Here is a 16339-nt window from a genome sequence, read left to right as displayed (position 1 = left end):
ACTCCACGCCCATTAACAAGGCATTAACGGGCGTGGTCTCACGCGAATTCACCCGCCGCTTGCCCGGAGGCCCATGCCCACTGGAAATTATAACCGCCGAGCCAACCGGTCACATCAACACATTCACCGATGAAATAGAGGCCGGGTACGGATTTCGCCGCCATGCTGCGGGAATCGAGACCGGTCGTGTCCACGCCGCCGAGCGTGACTTCCGCCGTGCGATAGCCTTCGGACCCGGCGGGCTTGATCTGCCAGTCCTGCACCTCCCCGCCAGCTTCGCCAGCGCCTTGTCGGACATATCCGCCAGATGGCCGGTGAGGCCGGATTGTTCGACGACGTGCTGGGCCAGCCGTTTTGGCAGGATTTCCGACAGAGCCGTCTGGGGCGACTGGCGGCCGTTCTTCTGCTTCGCCTGCTTCAGCAACGCGGCTATATCGCGATGCGGCTCGAGCTTCAGGCGAACCACGTCCCCCTCGCGCCAGTAGGATGAGATTTGCAGGATGGAAGGGCCGCTTAAACCTCGATGCGTGAAGAGCAGCGCTTCCTCAAACGAGGCCTTGCCATGGAAAACCTCGGCCGGAACCGCGACGCCGGCAAGCGGGCTCAGCTTTTCCAGCAAGGCGGGATCGAGCGTCAGCGGCACGAGGCCCGGACGAGTCTCGATAAGCTTGAGGCCGAATTGTTCGGCGATCTGGTAGGCGAAACCGGTCGCGCCCATTTTCGGGATAGACTTGCCGCCCGTCGCCACGATGAGGCTTTCCGCCTCGATGACGCCGCCGGATGTCGTGACGCGGAAACGGGCGCCATCATGGGTGACGGCCGAGACGGACGTTTCCAGCCGCAGCTTCGCATTCACCGCCTGCATTTCGCCAAGCAGCATGCGGATGATGTCCTTGGCGCTGTCATCGCAAAAGAGCTGGCCGAGCGTCTTTTCGTGCCAGGCGATGCGGTGTTTTTCGACAAGGGCGATGAAATCGCGCGGCGTATAACGGGCGAGCGCGGATTTGGCGAAATGCGGATTGGCGGAGAGATAATTCTTCGGCCCGGCGTGGATATTGGTGAAGTTGCAGCGGCCGCCGCCGGAGATGCGGATTTTCTCGCCCGGCGCTTTCGCATGGTCGAGAATGACGACGGAGCGGCCGCGCTGGCCGGCGCGGATGGCGCACATCATGCCGGCGGCGCCCGCCCCCAAAATCAGCACGTCACATTTCTCTGTCATCATTCCATCCGATCCGTTTCCTCTCCTCTTTTCGAAGTGCCGGCGCTTGTCAATGGCGCTTTCCCCCTCGCCAATTGCCAAACTACGGTTATGATGGCGCCAGTCGAAACACAGACCCGGTGATACATGCCCGCCAAGAAAACCATGCTCCGCCCGAAGAAACAGGCAACCATGGCAAAGAAGCCTCCCCTCGACCTTTCGTCCACCCGTGGCGTTTCCTCCTGGCGCGAAGCCGCCCAATGGCTGAGGGCGCGCGGGATCGAAGACATAGAATGCATCACGCCCGACCTTGCCGGGGTTCCGCGCGGCAAGATGATGCCGACGGCGAAGTTCACGGGCGACACCTCGCTTGCCCTGCCATCCGCGCTCTACCGCCATACGATCTCCGGCGAATATCCTGACGAGACCGCCAATTTCCGTTACGAGCCGCGCGACAGCGACCTGAAGCTGGTGCCCGATCTTTCCACCCTCTCCGTCGTGCCGTGGGAAACGGACCCGACCGCGCAGGTGATCTGCGACGTGGTGGATGCGGAAGGCAATTTCGTGCCCTACACGCCGCGCAACGTGCTGAAGAATGTACTTTCGCTCTATACCGAAAAGGGCTGGAAGCCGGTCGTCGCACCTGAGATCGAATTCTACCTCGTCGCCATGAATGATGACCCGGATTATCCGCTGCATCCGCCGAAGGGGCGCTCCGGCCGCTCCATCGTGGGCGGGCAGAGCTATTCGATTGCCGGCATTAACGAGTTCGACGAACTGATCGACGACATCTATCACTTCTCGGAAAAACAGGGTCTCGAGATCGATACGCTGATCCACGAGGAAGGCCCGGCGCAGCTGGAAATCAACCTGCGCCATGGCGATCCGATCGAGCTTGCCGACCAGGTGTTCCTGTTCAAGCGCACCATCCGCGAAGCGGCGCTGAAGCACGGCATCTACGCCACCTTCATGGCCAAGCCCATGCAGGGCCAGCCGGGTTCGGCCATGCACATCCACCAGTCGGTGGTGGAGATCGACAGCGGCCGCAATATCTTCTCCAATGCCGATGGCAGCCCTTCGAAGGAATTCTTCTCCTTCGTGGGCGGCATGCAGCGTTATGTTCCGAACGCTCTCGTCATGCTGGCGCCCTATGTGAATTCCTATCGCCGCCTGACGCCCGACATGGCTTGCCCGGTCAACAATGCCTGGGGTTACGACAACCGCACGACCGCCTTCCGCGTGCCGATTTCCGGCCCGCAGGCGCGGCGCGTCGAAAACCGCCTGCCGAGTTCGGACGCCAATCCCTATCTCGCGCTTGCCGCCTCGCTCGGCTGCGGCTGGCTCGGCATCGTCAACAATATCGAGCCGACCGAACCCACCGCCGATACGGCCAATGAAGGCTCCATCGAATTGCCGCGGGGTCTTCTGGAAGCCGTGGCGCTGCTGGAAGGCGAAGAGCAGTTCGACCGGGTGTTCGGCCATGAATTCGTGGGCCTCTATGCCGGTCTGAAACGCGGGGAGTTCGAGACCTTCATGCAGGTCATCAGCCCCTGGGAGCGGGAATTCCTGCTTCTCAACGTGTGAGGAACCCCGAGCATGACATGGCAAAGCCCGATTGCGCCCGGAATTTCCTGGTATCAGGCAACCGTTGGCGAGCGGCCGGACTATCCCGCTCTCGACGGCTCGAAAGAGGTGGACGTCGCGATTATCGGCGGCGGTTATACCGGCCTTCAGGCCGCCTGTAACCTCGCCGAAAACGGCGTCTCCGTCGCCCTCATCGAAGCGCATCGCTTCGGCGATGGCGCTTCCGGCCGCAATGGCGGGCAATTCGGCACCGGCCAGCGCTCCTTCCCCGACGAGATGGAAGAAGAGATCGGTTTCGAGCAATCGAAGCTGCTGTTCGACATTGCCGAGGACGCCAAAAACTACCTGCGCGGCTTCGCCGTCAGCCGCGGCATCGACATGGAATATCTTCCCGGGCAGCTCTATGTGGCGCATAAAGCCGCTTACGAGGACGATTATCGCCGCAGTGTCGATGCGATGAACAACCGTTATGGCTATCCGCATATTTCGTACATGGAACGCGCAGAAGCACGCAAACGCGTCGGCTCCACCCACTATTTCGGCGGCACGCGCGATACCGGCACCGGCCATATCCACCCGCTGAAGCTGCTGGTCGGGCTGGCGAAGGCGGCGAAAGCGGCGGGCGCCGGCATTTATGAAATGACGCCTGCGAAATCCATCCGGCAAGTGGGCGGCAAGACCATCATCGAAACGCCTTTCGGTACGATCACCGCGCCGCGGGTGCTGATCGCGACCAATGCCTATATCGGCAATCTGGAACCGGTGACGGCCGCCCATATCATGCCGATCCGTTCCTTCATCGGCGCAACCGTGCCGCTGGATGCGTTTCCCGACATCATTCCCGACCGAGAGGCCGTGGCGGATTCGCGGTTCGTGGTGCGCTATTTCCGCAAGACGGCCGATAACCGGCTGCTGTTCGGAGGGCGCGAAGCCTATACGGCCGATGCGCCGCGCGATATTTCCAGCCACATCCGCCGGCAGATCGCGGAAATCTATCCTGCGCTGAAAGATATAGAGATTACCCATTCCTGGGGCGGCTCCGTCGGCATTACCCTGCCGCGCAAAGTCTTCGTGCGCGAGGTCATGCCCGGTGTCACCTCCATCGGCGGTTATTCCGGCCATGGGGTGATGCTGTCAAATTATTGCGGCAAGCTCTATGCCGATCTCGTTCTCGGCAAAAAGGACATGCTGGCGCCCTTCGCCCAGCTGAAGGTGCCCTCTTTCCCCGGCGGGGCGTCGCTGCGCGCGCCGCTGCTTTTCCTCGCGCTCTCCTGGTACGCGTTGCGAGACAGGTTTTAGGCCAATGTTTACAGACCGTTGCCGGCGGCGGACGAGTTGCCGGAAGCAAAATTCATAATTTCACATAACTGAGTCTGGCATTTTTAAATCGATTAGATTATTGATGCCCCAACCTTTGAAGATCGAGAGAATCGATATGAGCAGTCAGATCATTCCTGTTGAACCTTTTGATTGTGTCGTTTTCGGCGGCACGGGCGATCTTGCCGAGCGCAAGCTTCTGCCGGCCCTTTATCACCGGCAGGTCGAAGGCCAGTTCACGGAGCCGACCCGCATCATCGGTGCGTCGCGCTCGGTCATGACCCACGAGGAATATCGCAAATTCGCGCAGGACGCGCTGAAGGAGCACCTGAAGGCCGGCGAATATGACGACGCGCAGGTCGCCATCTTCCTGAACAGGCTTTTCTACGTGCCAGTCGATGCCAAGGGCAATAATGGCTGGGATGTGCTGAAGAAGCTGCTGGACGAGGGCAAGGAGCGCGTCCGCGCCTTCTATCTGGCCGTCGCGCCCGGCATTTTCGGCGATATCGCCGACAAGATCCGCGAGCACAAGCTCATCACCCGCTCGACCCGCATCGTCGTTGAAAAGCCGATTGGCCGCGATCTGGCTTCCGCGCAGGAACTGAACGACACCATCGGCCACGTCTTCAAGGAAGAGCAGATCTTCCGCATCGACCACTATCTCGGCAAGGAGACGGTGCAGAACCTGATGGCGCTGCGTTTCGCCAACGCGCTTTATGAGCCGCTGTGGAATTCCGCCCATATCGACCATGTGCAGATCACCGTTGCCGAAGCGGTCGGCCTTGAAGGCCGCGCGGGTTATTATGACAAGGCCGGTGCGCTGCGCGACATGGTTCAGAACCATATTCTTCAGCTGCTTTGCCTTGTTGCCATGGAGCCGCCGGCATCCATGAATGCCGAGGCCGTGCGTGACGAAAAGCTCAAGGTTCTGCGCTCGCTGAAGCCGATCGACACCAGCAATGTCGAAAAGCAGACGGTTCGCGGCCAGTATCGCGCCGGCGCTTCCGCCGGTGGCCCGGTCAAGGGCTATCTGGAAGAGCTGGAAGGCGGCGTTTCCAACACCGAAACCTTCGTCGCCATCAAGGCTGAAATCGCCAACTGGCGCTGGGCCGGCGTTCCCTTCTACATCCGCACGGGAAAACGCCTCGCGACCCGCGTTTCGGAAATCGTTGTCACCTTCAAGCAGATCCCGCATTCGATCTTCGACGATGCGGCCGGCAAGATCGAAGCCAACAAGCTGGTCATTCGCCTGCAGCCGGATGAAGGCGTCAAGCAGTCTCTGCTCATCAAGGACCCCGGCCCGGGCGGCATGCGCCTGCGTCAGGTCTCGCTGGACATGAGCTTTGCCGAAGCCTTCAACGTGCGCAGCCCCGATGCCTATGAACGGCTGTTGATGGATACGATCCGCTCCAACCAGACGCTGTTCATGCGCCGCGACGAGGTCGAGGCCGCATGGGACTGGATCGACCCCATTCTCAAGAGCTGGGAAGATCTGGGACAGGGCGTGCAGGGTTATACCGCCGGCACCTGGGGTCCGAGCGGTTCCATCGCGCTGATCGAGCGCGATGGCCGCACCTGGCACGATGCCGATTGAGGGCCCGGCGATGAGCGAAACGATCCACGTCTTCGACACCGCCGCCGAACTGGCAACCGCTCTTTCGGCGGAGGTTGCCAAACGCCTTGATGCGGCAACGAAGGATCGCGGTGCGGCAAGCATTGCCGTCTCCGGCGGTTCGACGCCCAAGCTGTTCTTTCAGGCGCTTTCGAAACATGATCTCGACTGGCCCAATATCAGCGTGACGCTGGTGGACGAGCGTTTCGTGCCGCCGGAAAGCGACCGTTCGAACCACCGCCTCGTTGCCGAGAACCTTTTGCAGGACAAGGCGAAGTCGGCTTATTTCGTGCCGCTGTTCCAGCCGGCGGCCTCGCCGGAGGATGCGGCGACGCTTGCGACCGTCAAGACCGAGGCGATCTGCGATCCCTTCGATGTCGTCATTCTCGGCATGGGAACGGATGGCCACACGGCATCGTTCTTCCCCGGTGGAGACAATCTCTACGAAGCGCTGGACCTCGATGAACCGCGCGGCGTTTTGACCATGGCGGCGGAGAATGCCGGAGAGGAGCGGTTGACCTTCAACTTCTCCAGCCTGCACGATGCCGAGTTTCTGGTGCTGCATATCGAAGGTGCGGCCAAGAAGGCGACGCTGGAGAAGGCACAGTCGGGCGAGGATGAGGATGAAATGCCGATCCGCGCCGTGCTGAACCGGGCAGAAACGCCCGTGGATATATACTGGGCGCCATAAGCCAAACGCCACCGCCGCGATTGCGGCCCGGCGACAAAGCGCCCCGAAGACATGAAGACTGAAACACGACAACCGGCCGTTCACCTCCCGGAACGCCGGTTGCCGACCAACGAACAGGATGAACGCCCATGTCCGCCGATTCCCGCATTCAGGCCATTACCGCCCGCATCGTCGAACGTTCCAAGCCCTACCGCGAGACCTATCTCGAGCGGCTGCGGCTGCAGGTCTCGAAGGGCGTTCACCGTTCCGTGCTTTCCTGCGGCAATCTTGCGCATGGATTTGCCGTCTGTTCCCCCGCCGACAAGGACATCCTTGCCGGCGACCGGGTTCCCAATCTCGGCATCATCACCGCCTATAACGACATGCTCTCGGCGCACCAGCCCTATGAAACCTTTCCGGCGATCATCCGCGATGCGGCCAAGGAAGCGGGCGGCATAGCGCAGGTGGCGGGCGCGGTTCCCGCCATGTGCGACGGCGTGACGCAAGGCCAGCCCGGCATGGAGCTTTCGCTGTTTTCCCGCGACGCCATCGCCATGGCGGCCGGCATCGGCCTTTCCCACAACATGTTCGACGCCGCCGTCTATCTCGGTGTCTGCGATAAGATCGTGCCCGGCCTCGTCATCGCAGCCCTCGCCTTCGGCCATCTGCCCGCCGTCTTCGTTCCCGCCGGCCCGATGACATCCGGCCTGCCGAATGACGAGAAATCCCGCATCCGCCAGCTTTATGCCGAAGGCAAGGTCGGCCGCGCCGAGCTTCTGGAGGCGGAATCGAAATCCTATCACGGCCCCGGCACCTGCACCTTCTACGGCACCGCCAATTCCAACCAGATGCTGATGGAGATCATGGGCTTCCACATGCCCGGTTCCTCCTTCATCAATCCCGGCACGCCGCTGCGCGATGCGCTGACGCGTGAAGCTGCCAAGCGCGCGCTGGCGATTACCGCGCAGGGCAACGAGTTCACCCCGGCGGGCGAGATGATCGATGAACGGTCGGTCGTCAACGGCGTCGTCGGCCTGCATGCGACGGGCGGTTCCACCAACCACACCATGCATCTGATCGCCATGGCGCGCGCCGCCGGCATCATCCTCACCTGGCAGGATATTTCCGATCTCTCGGACATCGTGCCGCTGCTCGCCCGCGTTTATCCCAACGGTCTTGCCGATGTGAACCATTTCCACGCCGCCGGCGGCATGGGCTTCCTCATCAAACAGCTTTTGAAACAGGGCTTCGTGCATGATGATGTGCGCACCGTCTTCGGACAGGGTCTTGAGGCTTACACCGTGGATGCCAAGCTTGACGAGAAGGGCGCGGTTGTCCGCCAGCCCTCCCCCGAGCAGAGCCACGACCCGAAGGTGCTTTCCAGCATCGAGACCCCTTTCCAGCCGACCGGTGGCCTGAAGATGCTGACCGGCAATCTCGGCAAATCGGTTATCAAGATTTCCGCCGTCAAGCCGGAACGCCACATCATCGAAGCACCGGCGATCGTCTTCAACGACCAGCAGGAGCTTCAGGACGCGTTCAAGGACGGCAAGCTCAACCGTGACTTTATCGCCGTCGTCCGCTTCCAGGGGCCGAAGGCCAATGGCATGCCGGAACTGCACCGCCTGACACCGCCGCTCGGTGTGCTGCAGGATCGCGGTTTCAAGGTGGCGCTGGTGACCGACGGGCGCATGTCCGGCGCTTCCGGCAAGGTGCCTGCCGCCATCCATGTCACGCCGGAAGCCTCCGACTGCGGCCCGATCTCGCTCATCCGCGATGGCGACATCATCCGTCTCGACGCCATTTCGGGAACGCTGGAAGTGCTGGTTTCCGCCGCCGAACTGGCGAAACGCGAACCGGCGCGCGCCGATCTTTCCGGCAATGAATGGGGCATGGGCCGCGAATTGTTCGCCCCCTTCCGCCGCAATGCCGGTCCGGCCGATCAGGGCGCCAGCGTCCTGTTTCATTGATTTTTGAAAGGCGAAGGCCGGATTCGGCTTTCGCCTTTCAACCCCACTTTGCGGCGTCGCCTGAGCGCACCCCTCATAGCCGAGAGCTGGCGCAGAAACCGCTTTATTTCCCATGTCTTAAACGTCAGACTTGTCATGCGGCTGTGATGATCGCCCTTTAGGGCCTTCTCAGCCGGCCGCGGGACGGCGGCGCAGTTTCGGATGATGGGGCCTGACATGACGATATTCTCAAGCAAACGCCGCGATGTGCTGAAGCTCATGGCCGGCACCGCCCTGCTGCCGCTGATGGCGGCGGCAACGCCGGCTATGGCGCAGGACGTGGCGCTGCGTGCAATCGTCATCTCCGACCTGCATTCGGCCTATGAGCGCATCGGCCAGCTTCTCGCGGCCATCGAAACGCGCATCGCCGCCGACAGGGCGCCCCATATCATCTTGCTGAACGGCGACCTGTTCGAAATCGGCAATGCGGTGGCCGCACGTTCGGCCGGCGAGATTGAATGGACCTTCCTGGCGGCGCTCGCAAAGCTCGCCCCCACCGTCGTCAATATCGGCAATCATGAGCCTGATATCGATAACGATCTCGCCAGTTTCGTCAGTCGCGCGCAGGCGCTCGGCATCACGGTGCTTTCCAATATCATCGACAAGCGCAGCGGCAAGCCCTATGCGGCCGCCAGCGCCGAAGTAAGCGTCGGCGGGCGGAAGGTCGTTCTGGCAGGTCTCGCCACCAATGCGATCAACACCTATCCCAAGGCCACGCGCGAGATGCTCGATATTCCGCAGCCGGTCGAATGGGCGAAGGCCAATTTACCGGGGATCGTCAAACCGGATGCGATCAATATCGTTCTCAGCCATGCCGGCGTCGTCGCCGACCGCGATATACTGCCGCTCCTGCCGGATGGCACCCTCTTGGTCGGTGGCCATGACCATCTGAACTTCGTGCATGAACAGGGCGCTACCCGCTATGTCCATACCGGTTCGTGGTGCACCTCCATGACGGTGGCGACGATTACGGCTCCCGGCAAGGCTGCTGCCATCGAGACCGTCACAATCGATCGCAGCGGTCCCAGCTCACCGGCTCTCAGGACCCTGATCGAGCAGACGCTCGAAAAGCACCTCACGGCCGAAGAACGGGCCATCGTCGGCAAATCCGCCAACGCGATGACCGTCGATGAGGCGGGCCGCCGCGTGGCGCAGCTCATCGCCGCAAAAACCGGTGCGGATGTCGGCTTCATCGGCCACACCTCCTTCGGCGCGGGCCTGCCGCAGGGCGATATTCGCCGCTACGATTTCAACGCCTCGCTGCGTTTCGACGGCAAGCTGATGGTGGCGGAAGTGGATGGCGAGGTTCTCGCCCAAATCCTCAAGCGCTGCAATCAGGATGGCGACATCCCGCTCACCGCGCGCACCGGCGACTATCTTTACGCCATGCCGGAAAAGCCGGAAAACAAAGAGCGCTACAAGCTGGTCTGCAACGACTGGTCGGCCACCAACCAGAAATCCTATTTCGGCCGCAGCGACCTTGCGTTCACCGAGGTGCCGGATGTGAAGCTGAAGCAGACGGTTCTGGGTGGGCTTTCTTAAGACCGCCGCAGACGACGACAGTCGTCCTCCTCACTGTTCACAACACAAGACTAATTCATTGCCGCGCGTGGTTGGGGTGCGGCACGAATTAGGACTGCGGGAAGAGAATGGATTCGTAATCCTGAGCACCATTCAGAATGTGCAAAATCTCCACACGCGTTTGGGTGACGCGATAGAAAACAAGATAGTTTTCATAGGGACGACGGCGAATGCCCCTTTGCTCATAACGGGGTACGAGAGGATAGGCTTGCGGCATTTCCGCCAGCCTTAGACAGCGGTCCAGCAGTTCGGCGATGAATGTTTCCGCCCGCCGCGGATTATCGGCCGCGATAAAATCGCCGATACGCTCCAGGTCTGCCTTGGCTTCGTTGGTGAGAACAACGATCACAGTCCACGTTCTTCCGCCATCTTCCGGTATTTGGCCCTGAGTTGAGAGGCAACATCGTCTACTGGTGTAGTCCGTCCGGCATCTGCATCGGCGATACCGCGCGCAATCGCTAAATCGAGAGCCTCCAGCCTTTTTTCACGCTCTTCAACCAGCCGAACGCCCTCCCGCAGTACTTCACTGCGCGAGTTGTAGCGTCCCGACTTCACAAGATCGGAAACATAGCCTTCAAGGTGACGGCCGAGATTTGCACTGCTTGCCATGCCGATATCCTCTCTGCCTCCACTATACCATCCGATGATAATAGTTAGCAACGACAGGATACGGCCACGACAACGCAAACCGTTAAAACAACCGGTCAGACCATTTTCGCCAATGGTCGAGAGGACTTCAGAACGACCGGATATCGAGCTTCCGGTCCCTATGCGCCGGATGCGTGCTGAACACGAAAATGCGGTCCAGTTCCTTCTGCGTCAGCATGCGCAGGAAGCGGACGTGGATGGTGTTGTTGGCGTTGACGCGCAACATCACGCAGCCGATCTTGGTGATGCGGGCGTCGGGAATATCGAGATAGAACTGGTTGGGCAGGTTATATTTCGTCAGCAGCGCCAGCACCGCTTCAGTCTGGGAGATGCGGATGACATCGCAGCGGCGCGCCGCCATGTGCATCACGGCCTTTTCGGTATATTCGATGCGTGCGGCGTTCATGGTATCTTCCATGCGGAACCGGCTTTCGCGGTCATACATGAAGGATTCTTCCTTGCTCAGGTAATGGTTCCTGATGACACCCGTACCGCTCTGCACGCCCAGACTCCCATGCTCGATCAATGGATTGAGACTAGGTCATAGTCTTTAACAATTCATATCAGCGCAGGCTTAAACAGACCGGAAGCGGGACATTTCCGACATTTTTCCACAGCGACAAAAGCTCAGGAAAAACCCCGGAACGGGGAGGTTCCGGGGCATGGTTTCGGTATCGACGGCAATTAGCTGCGATAGGTCTTGCCCTCGGCGTCGAAGAGATGAAGCTTTTCCTGCGGTGCCGCAAAACGCAGGGTTTCGCCCTTGCCGACGGAAACGATGCCCGGCACCTTGACGATGATCGGCTCCTGCCCCTTGGGCGCTTCGAGATAAAGCAGCGTCACTTCGCCGAGCGCTTCGACGATCGCGACTTTTCCCTCGAAAAGATAATCGTCCCCGGTGACGATGCTCAGATCTTCCGGCCGGACGCCAAAGCTTGCCGCCTTGCCCTTTTCGGTTGCGGGCGTGGGAACATAAACGGCGAGCGTCTTGCCGCCGGCAAGTTCGATGGAGGTCCTCTCACCGGTTCCCGTAATTTTTGCAGCGATGATGTTCATGGCGGGCGAGCCGATGAAGCGTGCCACGAAAAGATTGGCCGGCCTTTCGTAAAGTTCGAGCGGCGCACCCACCTGTTCCACACGACCGGCATTCAAAACCACGATACGATCCGCCAGCGTCATCGCCTCCACCTGGTCGTGGGTGACGTAGATCATCGTGGTATCGGCCATCTGCTCGTTGAGCTTGGCAATCTCGATGCGGGTGGCGACACGCAGCGCTGCATCGAGGTTCGACAAGGGCTCATCGAACAGGAAGACTTTCGGATTGCGGCAAATGGCGCGGCCAATGGCGACACGCTGGCGCTGGCCGCCGGAGAGCGCCTTGGGCAGACGCTCCAGATATTGCGTCAGCTGCAGGATTTCGGCAGCGGCACGCACGCGGCGGTCGATTTCCTGCTTGTTTTCCTTGGCGATTTTCATGCCGAAGGCCATGTTGTCATAGACAGTCATATGCGGATAAAGCGCATAGGACTGGAACACCATGGCGATGCCCCGGCGCGAGGGCGGGATTTCATTGACGAGCTGGCCATCAATGAACATCTCGCCGCCGGTGATCTCCTCCAGACCAGCGATCATCCGCAGAAGTGTCGATTTTCCGCAGCCGGACGGGCCGACGAAAACGATGAATTCGCCCTGCTCGATCGAAAGATCGATGCCGTGCAGGACCTTCACCTGCCCGTATGATTTGCGGATATCCTTGAGAACGAGACTTGTCATGGGTGGTCCTCCCTATTCTGTCAGGCGTAACGGGCGAAGAATGCGCCCCATGCCGGAAGCTCTACGCTTCTGCCTTCAAGGCCGCTCGCAAAGCCGTGGCCTTCGAGAACCTCCCAGTTCCCTTCTGGCAGCGCGGCTTTTGCCGGCGTTGCGGACAAGTTGAAGAGGCAAAGCACGGTTTCGTTGCCCAGCTTGCGGGTATAGCTCAGCACCTCACCCTGCACGGGGTGGAATTCGATACCGCCCTTTGCGAAGGCCGGGTGCTGCCTGCGGAAAGCGAGGAAGCGGCGGTAATGTTCCAGCACCGAAGCTTCATTGCCCTGCTGGGCGCTGACGGCGCGCTGCTTGTGCTCGGCCGGAATGGGCAGCCATGTCTTGTCGGCTGTCGAGAAACCGGCCTGTGCGTGGCCGGCATCCCACACCATCGGCGTGCGGCAACCGTCGCGGCCCTTGAATTCCGGCCAGAACTGGATGCCGTAGGGATCCTGCAAATCCTCAAAGGCGATATCGGCTTCGGTGAGGCCGAGTTCCTCGCCTTCATAGATGCAGACGGAACCGCGCTGCGTCATCAGCAGCGCCGAGAGAACCTTGGCGAAAGCGTCCTTATCCTCGACATGCTCGCCCCAGCGGCTGACATGGCGCACGACATCGTGGTTGGAGAAAGCCCAGCAGGCCCAGCCTTCCGGTGCGGCTTTCGCAAAATCCGCCTGCACATCGGCGACGCGCTGAGGGGTCAGCGCATCGGGTGCGAGGAATTCGAAGGCGTAACACATCTGCATCTTGTCATCGCCGGAAGTATATTCACCGACGATTTCGAGGCCGCGCTGACTGTCGCCCACTTCGCCAACGGCGGCGATGTCTGGAAACTCGTCCAGCACGGCGCGGAAACGCTTCAGGAAGGCGATGTTTTCCGGGCGGTTCTTGTCGTAGAGATGTTCCTGGAAGTTATACGGATTGACCGCAGGTGCCGTGGAGGCATTGCGGCGCTCCGGCGCCAGCGCCGGGTTATCGCGCAGCTCAAGGTCGTGGAAATAGAAATTGATGGTGTCGAGGCGGAAACCGTCGACGCCGCGCTTCAGCCAGAAACGGGTGATGTTTAGCAGCTCTTCCTGAACTTCAGGGTTATGCAGGTTGAGGTCCGGCTGCGAGGTCAGGAAATTGTGCATGTAATATTGCATGCGCGTCGGGTCCCACTGCCAGCCCGGACCGCCGAAGATCGACAGCCAGTTGTTGGGCGGCGTGCCATCCGGCTTGCCATCCGACCAGACATACCAGTCCGATTTCGCATTGTTGCGGCTGGCGCGGCTTTCCACGAACCATGGGTGCTGGTCCGAGGTATGCGACATGACGAGATCGATCATGACGCGGATGCCGAGCCGGTGGGCTTCGGCGATCAGCCCGTCGAAATCGGCAAGCGTGCCGAACATCGGATCGACATCGACATAGTTCGAGACGTCGTAACCGAAATCCTTCATCGGCGAGGTGAAGAAGGGTGAAATCCAGATCGCATCTGCACCGAGGCCGGCAATATGCGCCAGCCGGTCGGTGATGCCCTTGAGGTCGCCGATGCCGTCGCCATTGGAGTCCTGATAGGAGCGCGGATAGATCTGATAGATAACAGCGCCGCGCCACCAGTCCTTGTTGGGCGTCAAAGCGGAAGTCACCGAAGCGGTCATGGAAGTGTCCTGTCTGGTATGGGCGTTCATGGAATGATCAGCCTCCCTTGACGGAGCCTGCAAGCAGGCCACGCACGAGATAACGTTGAAGAGCAAAGAAGACGCAAAGCGGCACGATGATGGTGACAAAGGCCGAAGCGGTGAGGATTTCCCAGTTGCCGCCGCGCGAGCCGAGCAACGCGTTGAGCGCACCGGTCAACACCAGTTCGTCCTTCTGCGTGCCGAGGAACACCATGGCGACGAGCAGGTCGTTCCAGGTCCACAGGAACTGGAAGATGGCGAAGGAGGCGAGTGCCGGGAAGGAGAGCGGCAGGATGATCTTGACGAAGATTTCAAAATCGCTGGCACCATCCACGCGGGCGCTTTCGATGATCTCTTTCGGCAGGCCGGAAATATAGTTGCGCAGCAGATAGATGGCGAGCGGCAGGCCGAAGGCGGTGTGCGCCAGCCAGATGCCGGCATAGGTCTTGGACGGCACGCCGAAGATGGTGCCGATTTCGTTATAGAGCCGCAGCAGCGGGATCAGCGACATCTGCAACGGCACGACGATCAGGCCCACCACCATGGCAATCAGCAGATTGCGGCCGGAAAAGCTCATCCATGACAGCGCATAGGCGGCAAAGGCGGCAATGAGGATGGGAATGACGGTTGCCGGCACGGCCACGGTGAGTGAGTTGACGAAGGACTGGCCGATGCCTTCCGAGGTCAGAACCGTGCGGTAATTATCGAGCGTGAAAACGGGTGGCGTCGCGACGGAAATATAGACGCGCTTGCCGCGCGCGCCCTCGAAGCTCGAAGCCTTGCTATATTCGTAGGTGCCGTCCGTATTGACGAGCAGGGTTTCGCCATCGCCGATATCGGCCGGTTCGCCGGCGTTGAATGCTCTCGGCTCCTGAACGCGCACGCCGAAGGCGGAGACTTTTCCGCCCGCGCCGTTTTCAAAAACATTGCCTGATATCACATAGCGGCTGCCGTCCTGCTTCTGCACGGAAGCATCGGCGAGGCGCACTGCCGAGGTCTGTTCGGAACTGGAGAAGGCCGTCCACCAGCCAGACACGGTAATCTGGTCCTTGTCGCGCAGCGAGCTGACGAGAATGCCGAGCGTCGGCAGGAGCCAGAGAAGCACGACCACCAGGACGCTGGCATGGACGATGAGGCGCGGCAGGCCGACGCGGCGCAGGCGTTTGACGATATTCATCTCAGCGGCCCTCCATCTCGCGGTTTGCCTGGCGGATATTCCAGACCATGATCGGGGTGACCGCCGCCATGATGATGAGCGCGATAACAGCGCTTCGGCCGCTGTCGCCGCCACCGCGGAACATCCAGTCGAACATGAGATTGGCGAGAACCATGGTGTTCCACTGGCCGTTGGTCATGGTCAGCACGATATCGAAGACCTTGAGCACGAGAATGGTGATCGTCGTCCAGACGACGGCGATGGTGCCCCAGATTTGCGGCACCATGATCTTCCAGAAGATCTGCCAGCCATTGGCGCCATCGATGACGGCCGCCTCGATGGTTTCTTCCGGGATGCCGCGCAGTGCTGCCGACAGGATGACCATGGCGAAACCGGTCTGGATCCAGATGAGGATGACCATCAGGAAGAAATTGTTCCAGAAGGGCATGGAAATCCACACCTCCGGGCTGCCGCCGAAAAACTCGACGATGGCGTTCAAGAGGCCGATCTGCACCTGACCTTCGGCGCGATACTCATAGATGAACTTCCAGATGACCGATGCGCCAACGAAAGAAATCGCCATCGGCATGAAGACGATGGACTTGGCGATGTTGCCCCACCAGATGCGGTCGGTCATGACGGCGATAACGAGGCCGAAGAAGGTGCAGGCGGCCGGCACGACGGCGAGCCAGAGGATATTGTTGAGGATCGACTGGCGGAAACCGGCATCGAAAAACGCCCAACGATAATTGGCAAGACCGACGAATTCGCTGCCGGTCCGGTCATAGAAAGACAGGATCAGCGTCGCGATGACAGGGTAAACCAGATAGACCAGCAGGAGGATCAAAGCAGGACCGATGAACAGCCAGGGCCGGACCGCCGCGCGGCGATTGAGGTTGCGGGATGCCTGCAATACGTCTCCCGAGCGGACCGGAAAGATCGCCTGAAGCACCTTGTCGGATAGCCAGTAATAGGCAGCGCAGGCAAAGACCCCCGCCACCATCACGCCGATGGCCGAAACGAGTTGTTGAGCCATGTTCCCTCCCTTGATCCTCTCCGCGCCGCGCTGATTTATGCGGTCGTCGGGGCAGCGC

Annotated in this window: 13 protein-coding genes and 1 pseudogene; 6 read left to right on the top strand and 8 right to left on the bottom strand. The window is 60.5% G+C overall.

What is annotated here, in order from left to right; genetic code table 11:
* Positions 1-38 precede the first annotated feature (38 nt).
* Positions 39-1222: pseudogene (locus O3W47_RS18890) on the bottom strand (NAD(P)/FAD-dependent oxidoreductase).
* A gap of 123 nt (positions 1223-1345) precedes the next feature.
* Between O3W47_RS18890 and O3W47_RS18885 the strand changes: the two are divergent.
* The 6 genes from O3W47_RS18885 (at position 1346) to O3W47_RS18860 (ending at position 9932) form a co-directional block, all read left to right on the top strand.
* The gene (locus O3W47_RS18885) at positions 1346-2782 is read left to right on the top strand and encodes a glutamine synthetase family protein (RefSeq protein WP_269314367.1); all 1437 of its coding nucleotides are present in this window, start codon (positions 1346-1348) and stop codon (positions 2780-2782) included.
* Between the two features lie 12 nt (positions 2783-2794).
* Positions 2795-4081 (top strand): NAD(P)/FAD-dependent oxidoreductase, encoded by a 1287-nt coding sequence (locus O3W47_RS18880; protein ID WP_080817811.1) that lies wholly within the window; start codon positions 2795-2797, stop codon positions 4079-4081.
* A gap of 136 nt (positions 4082-4217) precedes the next feature.
* Positions 4218-5693: a glucose-6-phosphate dehydrogenase gene (gene zwf, locus O3W47_RS18875; protein ID WP_035260679.1), complete on the top strand. Its 1476-nt coding sequence runs from the start codon at positions 4218-4220 to the stop codon at positions 5691-5693.
* Positions 5694-5703: 10 nt separating this feature from the next.
* Complete coding sequence (pgl, locus tag O3W47_RS18870; protein ID WP_020812896.1) at positions 5704-6402, top strand: 6-phosphogluconolactonase; 699 nt, start codon at positions 5704-5706, stop codon at positions 6400-6402.
* A gap of 128 nt (positions 6403-6530) precedes the next feature.
* Positions 6531-8351: a phosphogluconate dehydratase gene (gene edd / locus O3W47_RS18865; RefSeq protein ID WP_269314366.1), complete on the top strand. Its 1821-nt coding sequence runs from the start codon at positions 6531-6533 to the stop codon at positions 8349-8351.
* Between the two features lie 216 nt (positions 8352-8567).
* Positions 8568-9932 (top strand): metallophosphoesterase, encoded by a 1365-nt coding sequence (locus O3W47_RS18860; RefSeq protein WP_269314365.1) that lies wholly within the window; start codon positions 8568-8570, stop codon positions 9930-9932.
* Positions 9933-10020: 88 nt separating this feature from the next.
* Here O3W47_RS18860 and O3W47_RS18855 read toward each other — a convergent pair whose 3' ends face one another.
* The 7 genes from O3W47_RS18855 to O3W47_RS18825 all read right to left on the bottom strand — a co-directional run bounded on the left by O3W47_RS18855 (position 10021) and on the right by O3W47_RS18825 (position 16281).
* Positions 10021-10320 carry a type II toxin-antitoxin system RelE/ParE family toxin gene (locus tag O3W47_RS18855; protein ID WP_137452360.1) on the bottom strand — a complete coding sequence of 100 codons (300 nt, stop codon included), beginning with the start codon at positions 10318-10320 and terminating at the stop codon, positions 10021-10023.
* Complete coding sequence (locus O3W47_RS18850; RefSeq protein ID WP_137452361.1) at positions 10317-10580, bottom strand: type II toxin-antitoxin system ParD family antitoxin; 264 nt, start codon at positions 10578-10580, stop codon at positions 10317-10319. The genes O3W47_RS18855 and O3W47_RS18850 overlap by 4 nt, the downstream gene beginning before the upstream one ends.
* 127 nt (positions 10581-10707) lie before the next feature.
* Entirely contained in the window at positions 10708-11064 is a 357-nt protein-coding gene (locus O3W47_RS18845) for a hypothetical protein (protein ID WP_035236048.1), read from the bottom strand.
* A gap of 239 nt (positions 11065-11303) precedes the next feature.
* A complete protein-coding gene (locus O3W47_RS18840) occupies positions 11304-12392 on the bottom strand; it encodes an ABC transporter ATP-binding protein (protein ID WP_174022684.1) in 1089 nt (362 codons plus the stop codon).
* A gap of 20 nt (positions 12393-12412) precedes the next feature.
* Positions 12413-14068, bottom strand: coding sequence for a beta-galactosidase BglA (bglA, locus tag O3W47_RS18835; protein WP_262534806.1), 1656 nt, complete (start codon positions 14066-14068; stop codon positions 12413-12415).
* A 37-nt stretch (positions 14069-14105) separates the two neighbouring features.
* Positions 14106-15266, bottom strand: coding sequence for a carbohydrate ABC transporter permease (locus O3W47_RS18830; protein ID WP_080817815.1), 1161 nt, complete (start codon positions 15264-15266; stop codon positions 14106-14108).
* 1 nt (position 15267) lies between these two features.
* Positions 15268-16281, bottom strand: coding sequence for a carbohydrate ABC transporter permease (locus O3W47_RS18825; protein ID WP_269314364.1), 1014 nt, complete (start codon positions 16279-16281; stop codon positions 15268-15270).
* Positions 16282-16339: the final 58 nt, after the last annotated feature.

It is taken from the genome of Agrobacterium sp. LMR679, assembly GCF_027157905.1.
GTDB classification, from domain to species: Bacteria; Pseudomonadota; Alphaproteobacteria; order Rhizobiales; family Rhizobiaceae; genus Agrobacterium; species Agrobacterium leguminum.
The sequence above is the reverse complement of the archived record's forward strand: the minus strand, read 5'-3'. Positions and strand labels throughout refer to the sequence as shown.

Bases quoted from the DNA above. Each gene is read 5' to 3' on its own strand.
- O3W47_RS18885 (WP_269314367.1), top strand. From the start codon at position 1,346: ATGCCCGCCAAGAAAACCATGCTCCGCCCGAAGAAACAGGCAACCATG.
- O3W47_RS18880 (WP_080817811.1), top strand. From the start codon at position 2,795: ATGACATGGCAAAGCCCGATTGCGCCCGGAATTTCCTGGTATCAGGCA.
- zwf (WP_035260679.1), top strand. From the start codon at position 4,218: ATGAGCAGTCAGATCATTCCTGTTGAACCTTTTGATTGTGTCGTTTTC.
- pgl (WP_020812896.1), top strand. From the start codon at position 5,704: ATGAGCGAAACGATCCACGTCTTCGACACCGCCGCCGAACTGGCAACC.
- edd (WP_269314366.1), top strand. From the start codon at position 6,531: ATGTCCGCCGATTCCCGCATTCAGGCCATTACCGCCCGCATCGTCGAA.
- O3W47_RS18860 (WP_269314365.1), top strand. From the start codon at position 8,568: ATGACGATATTCTCAAGCAAACGCCGCGATGTGCTGAAGCTCATGGCC.
- O3W47_RS18850 (WP_137452361.1), bottom strand. From the start codon at position 10,580: ATGGCAAGCAGTGCAAATCTCGGCCGTCACCTTGAAGGCTATGTTTCC.
- O3W47_RS18845 (WP_035236048.1), bottom strand. From the start codon at position 11,064: ATGTATGACCGCGAAAGCCGGTTCCGCATGGAAGATACCATGAACGCC.
- O3W47_RS18840 (WP_174022684.1), bottom strand. From the start codon at position 12,392: ATGACAAGTCTCGTTCTCAAGGATATCCGCAAATCATACGGGCAGGTG.
- bglA (WP_262534806.1), bottom strand. From the start codon at position 14,068: ATGACCGCTTCGGTGACTTCCGCTTTGACGCCCAACAAGGACTGGTGG.
- O3W47_RS18830 (WP_080817815.1), bottom strand. From the start codon at position 15,266: ATGAATATCGTCAAACGCCTGCGCCGCGTCGGCCTGCCGCGCCTCATC.
- O3W47_RS18825 (WP_269314364.1), bottom strand. From the start codon at position 16,281: ATGGCTCAACAACTCGTTTCGGCCATCGGCGTGATGGTGGCGGGGGTC.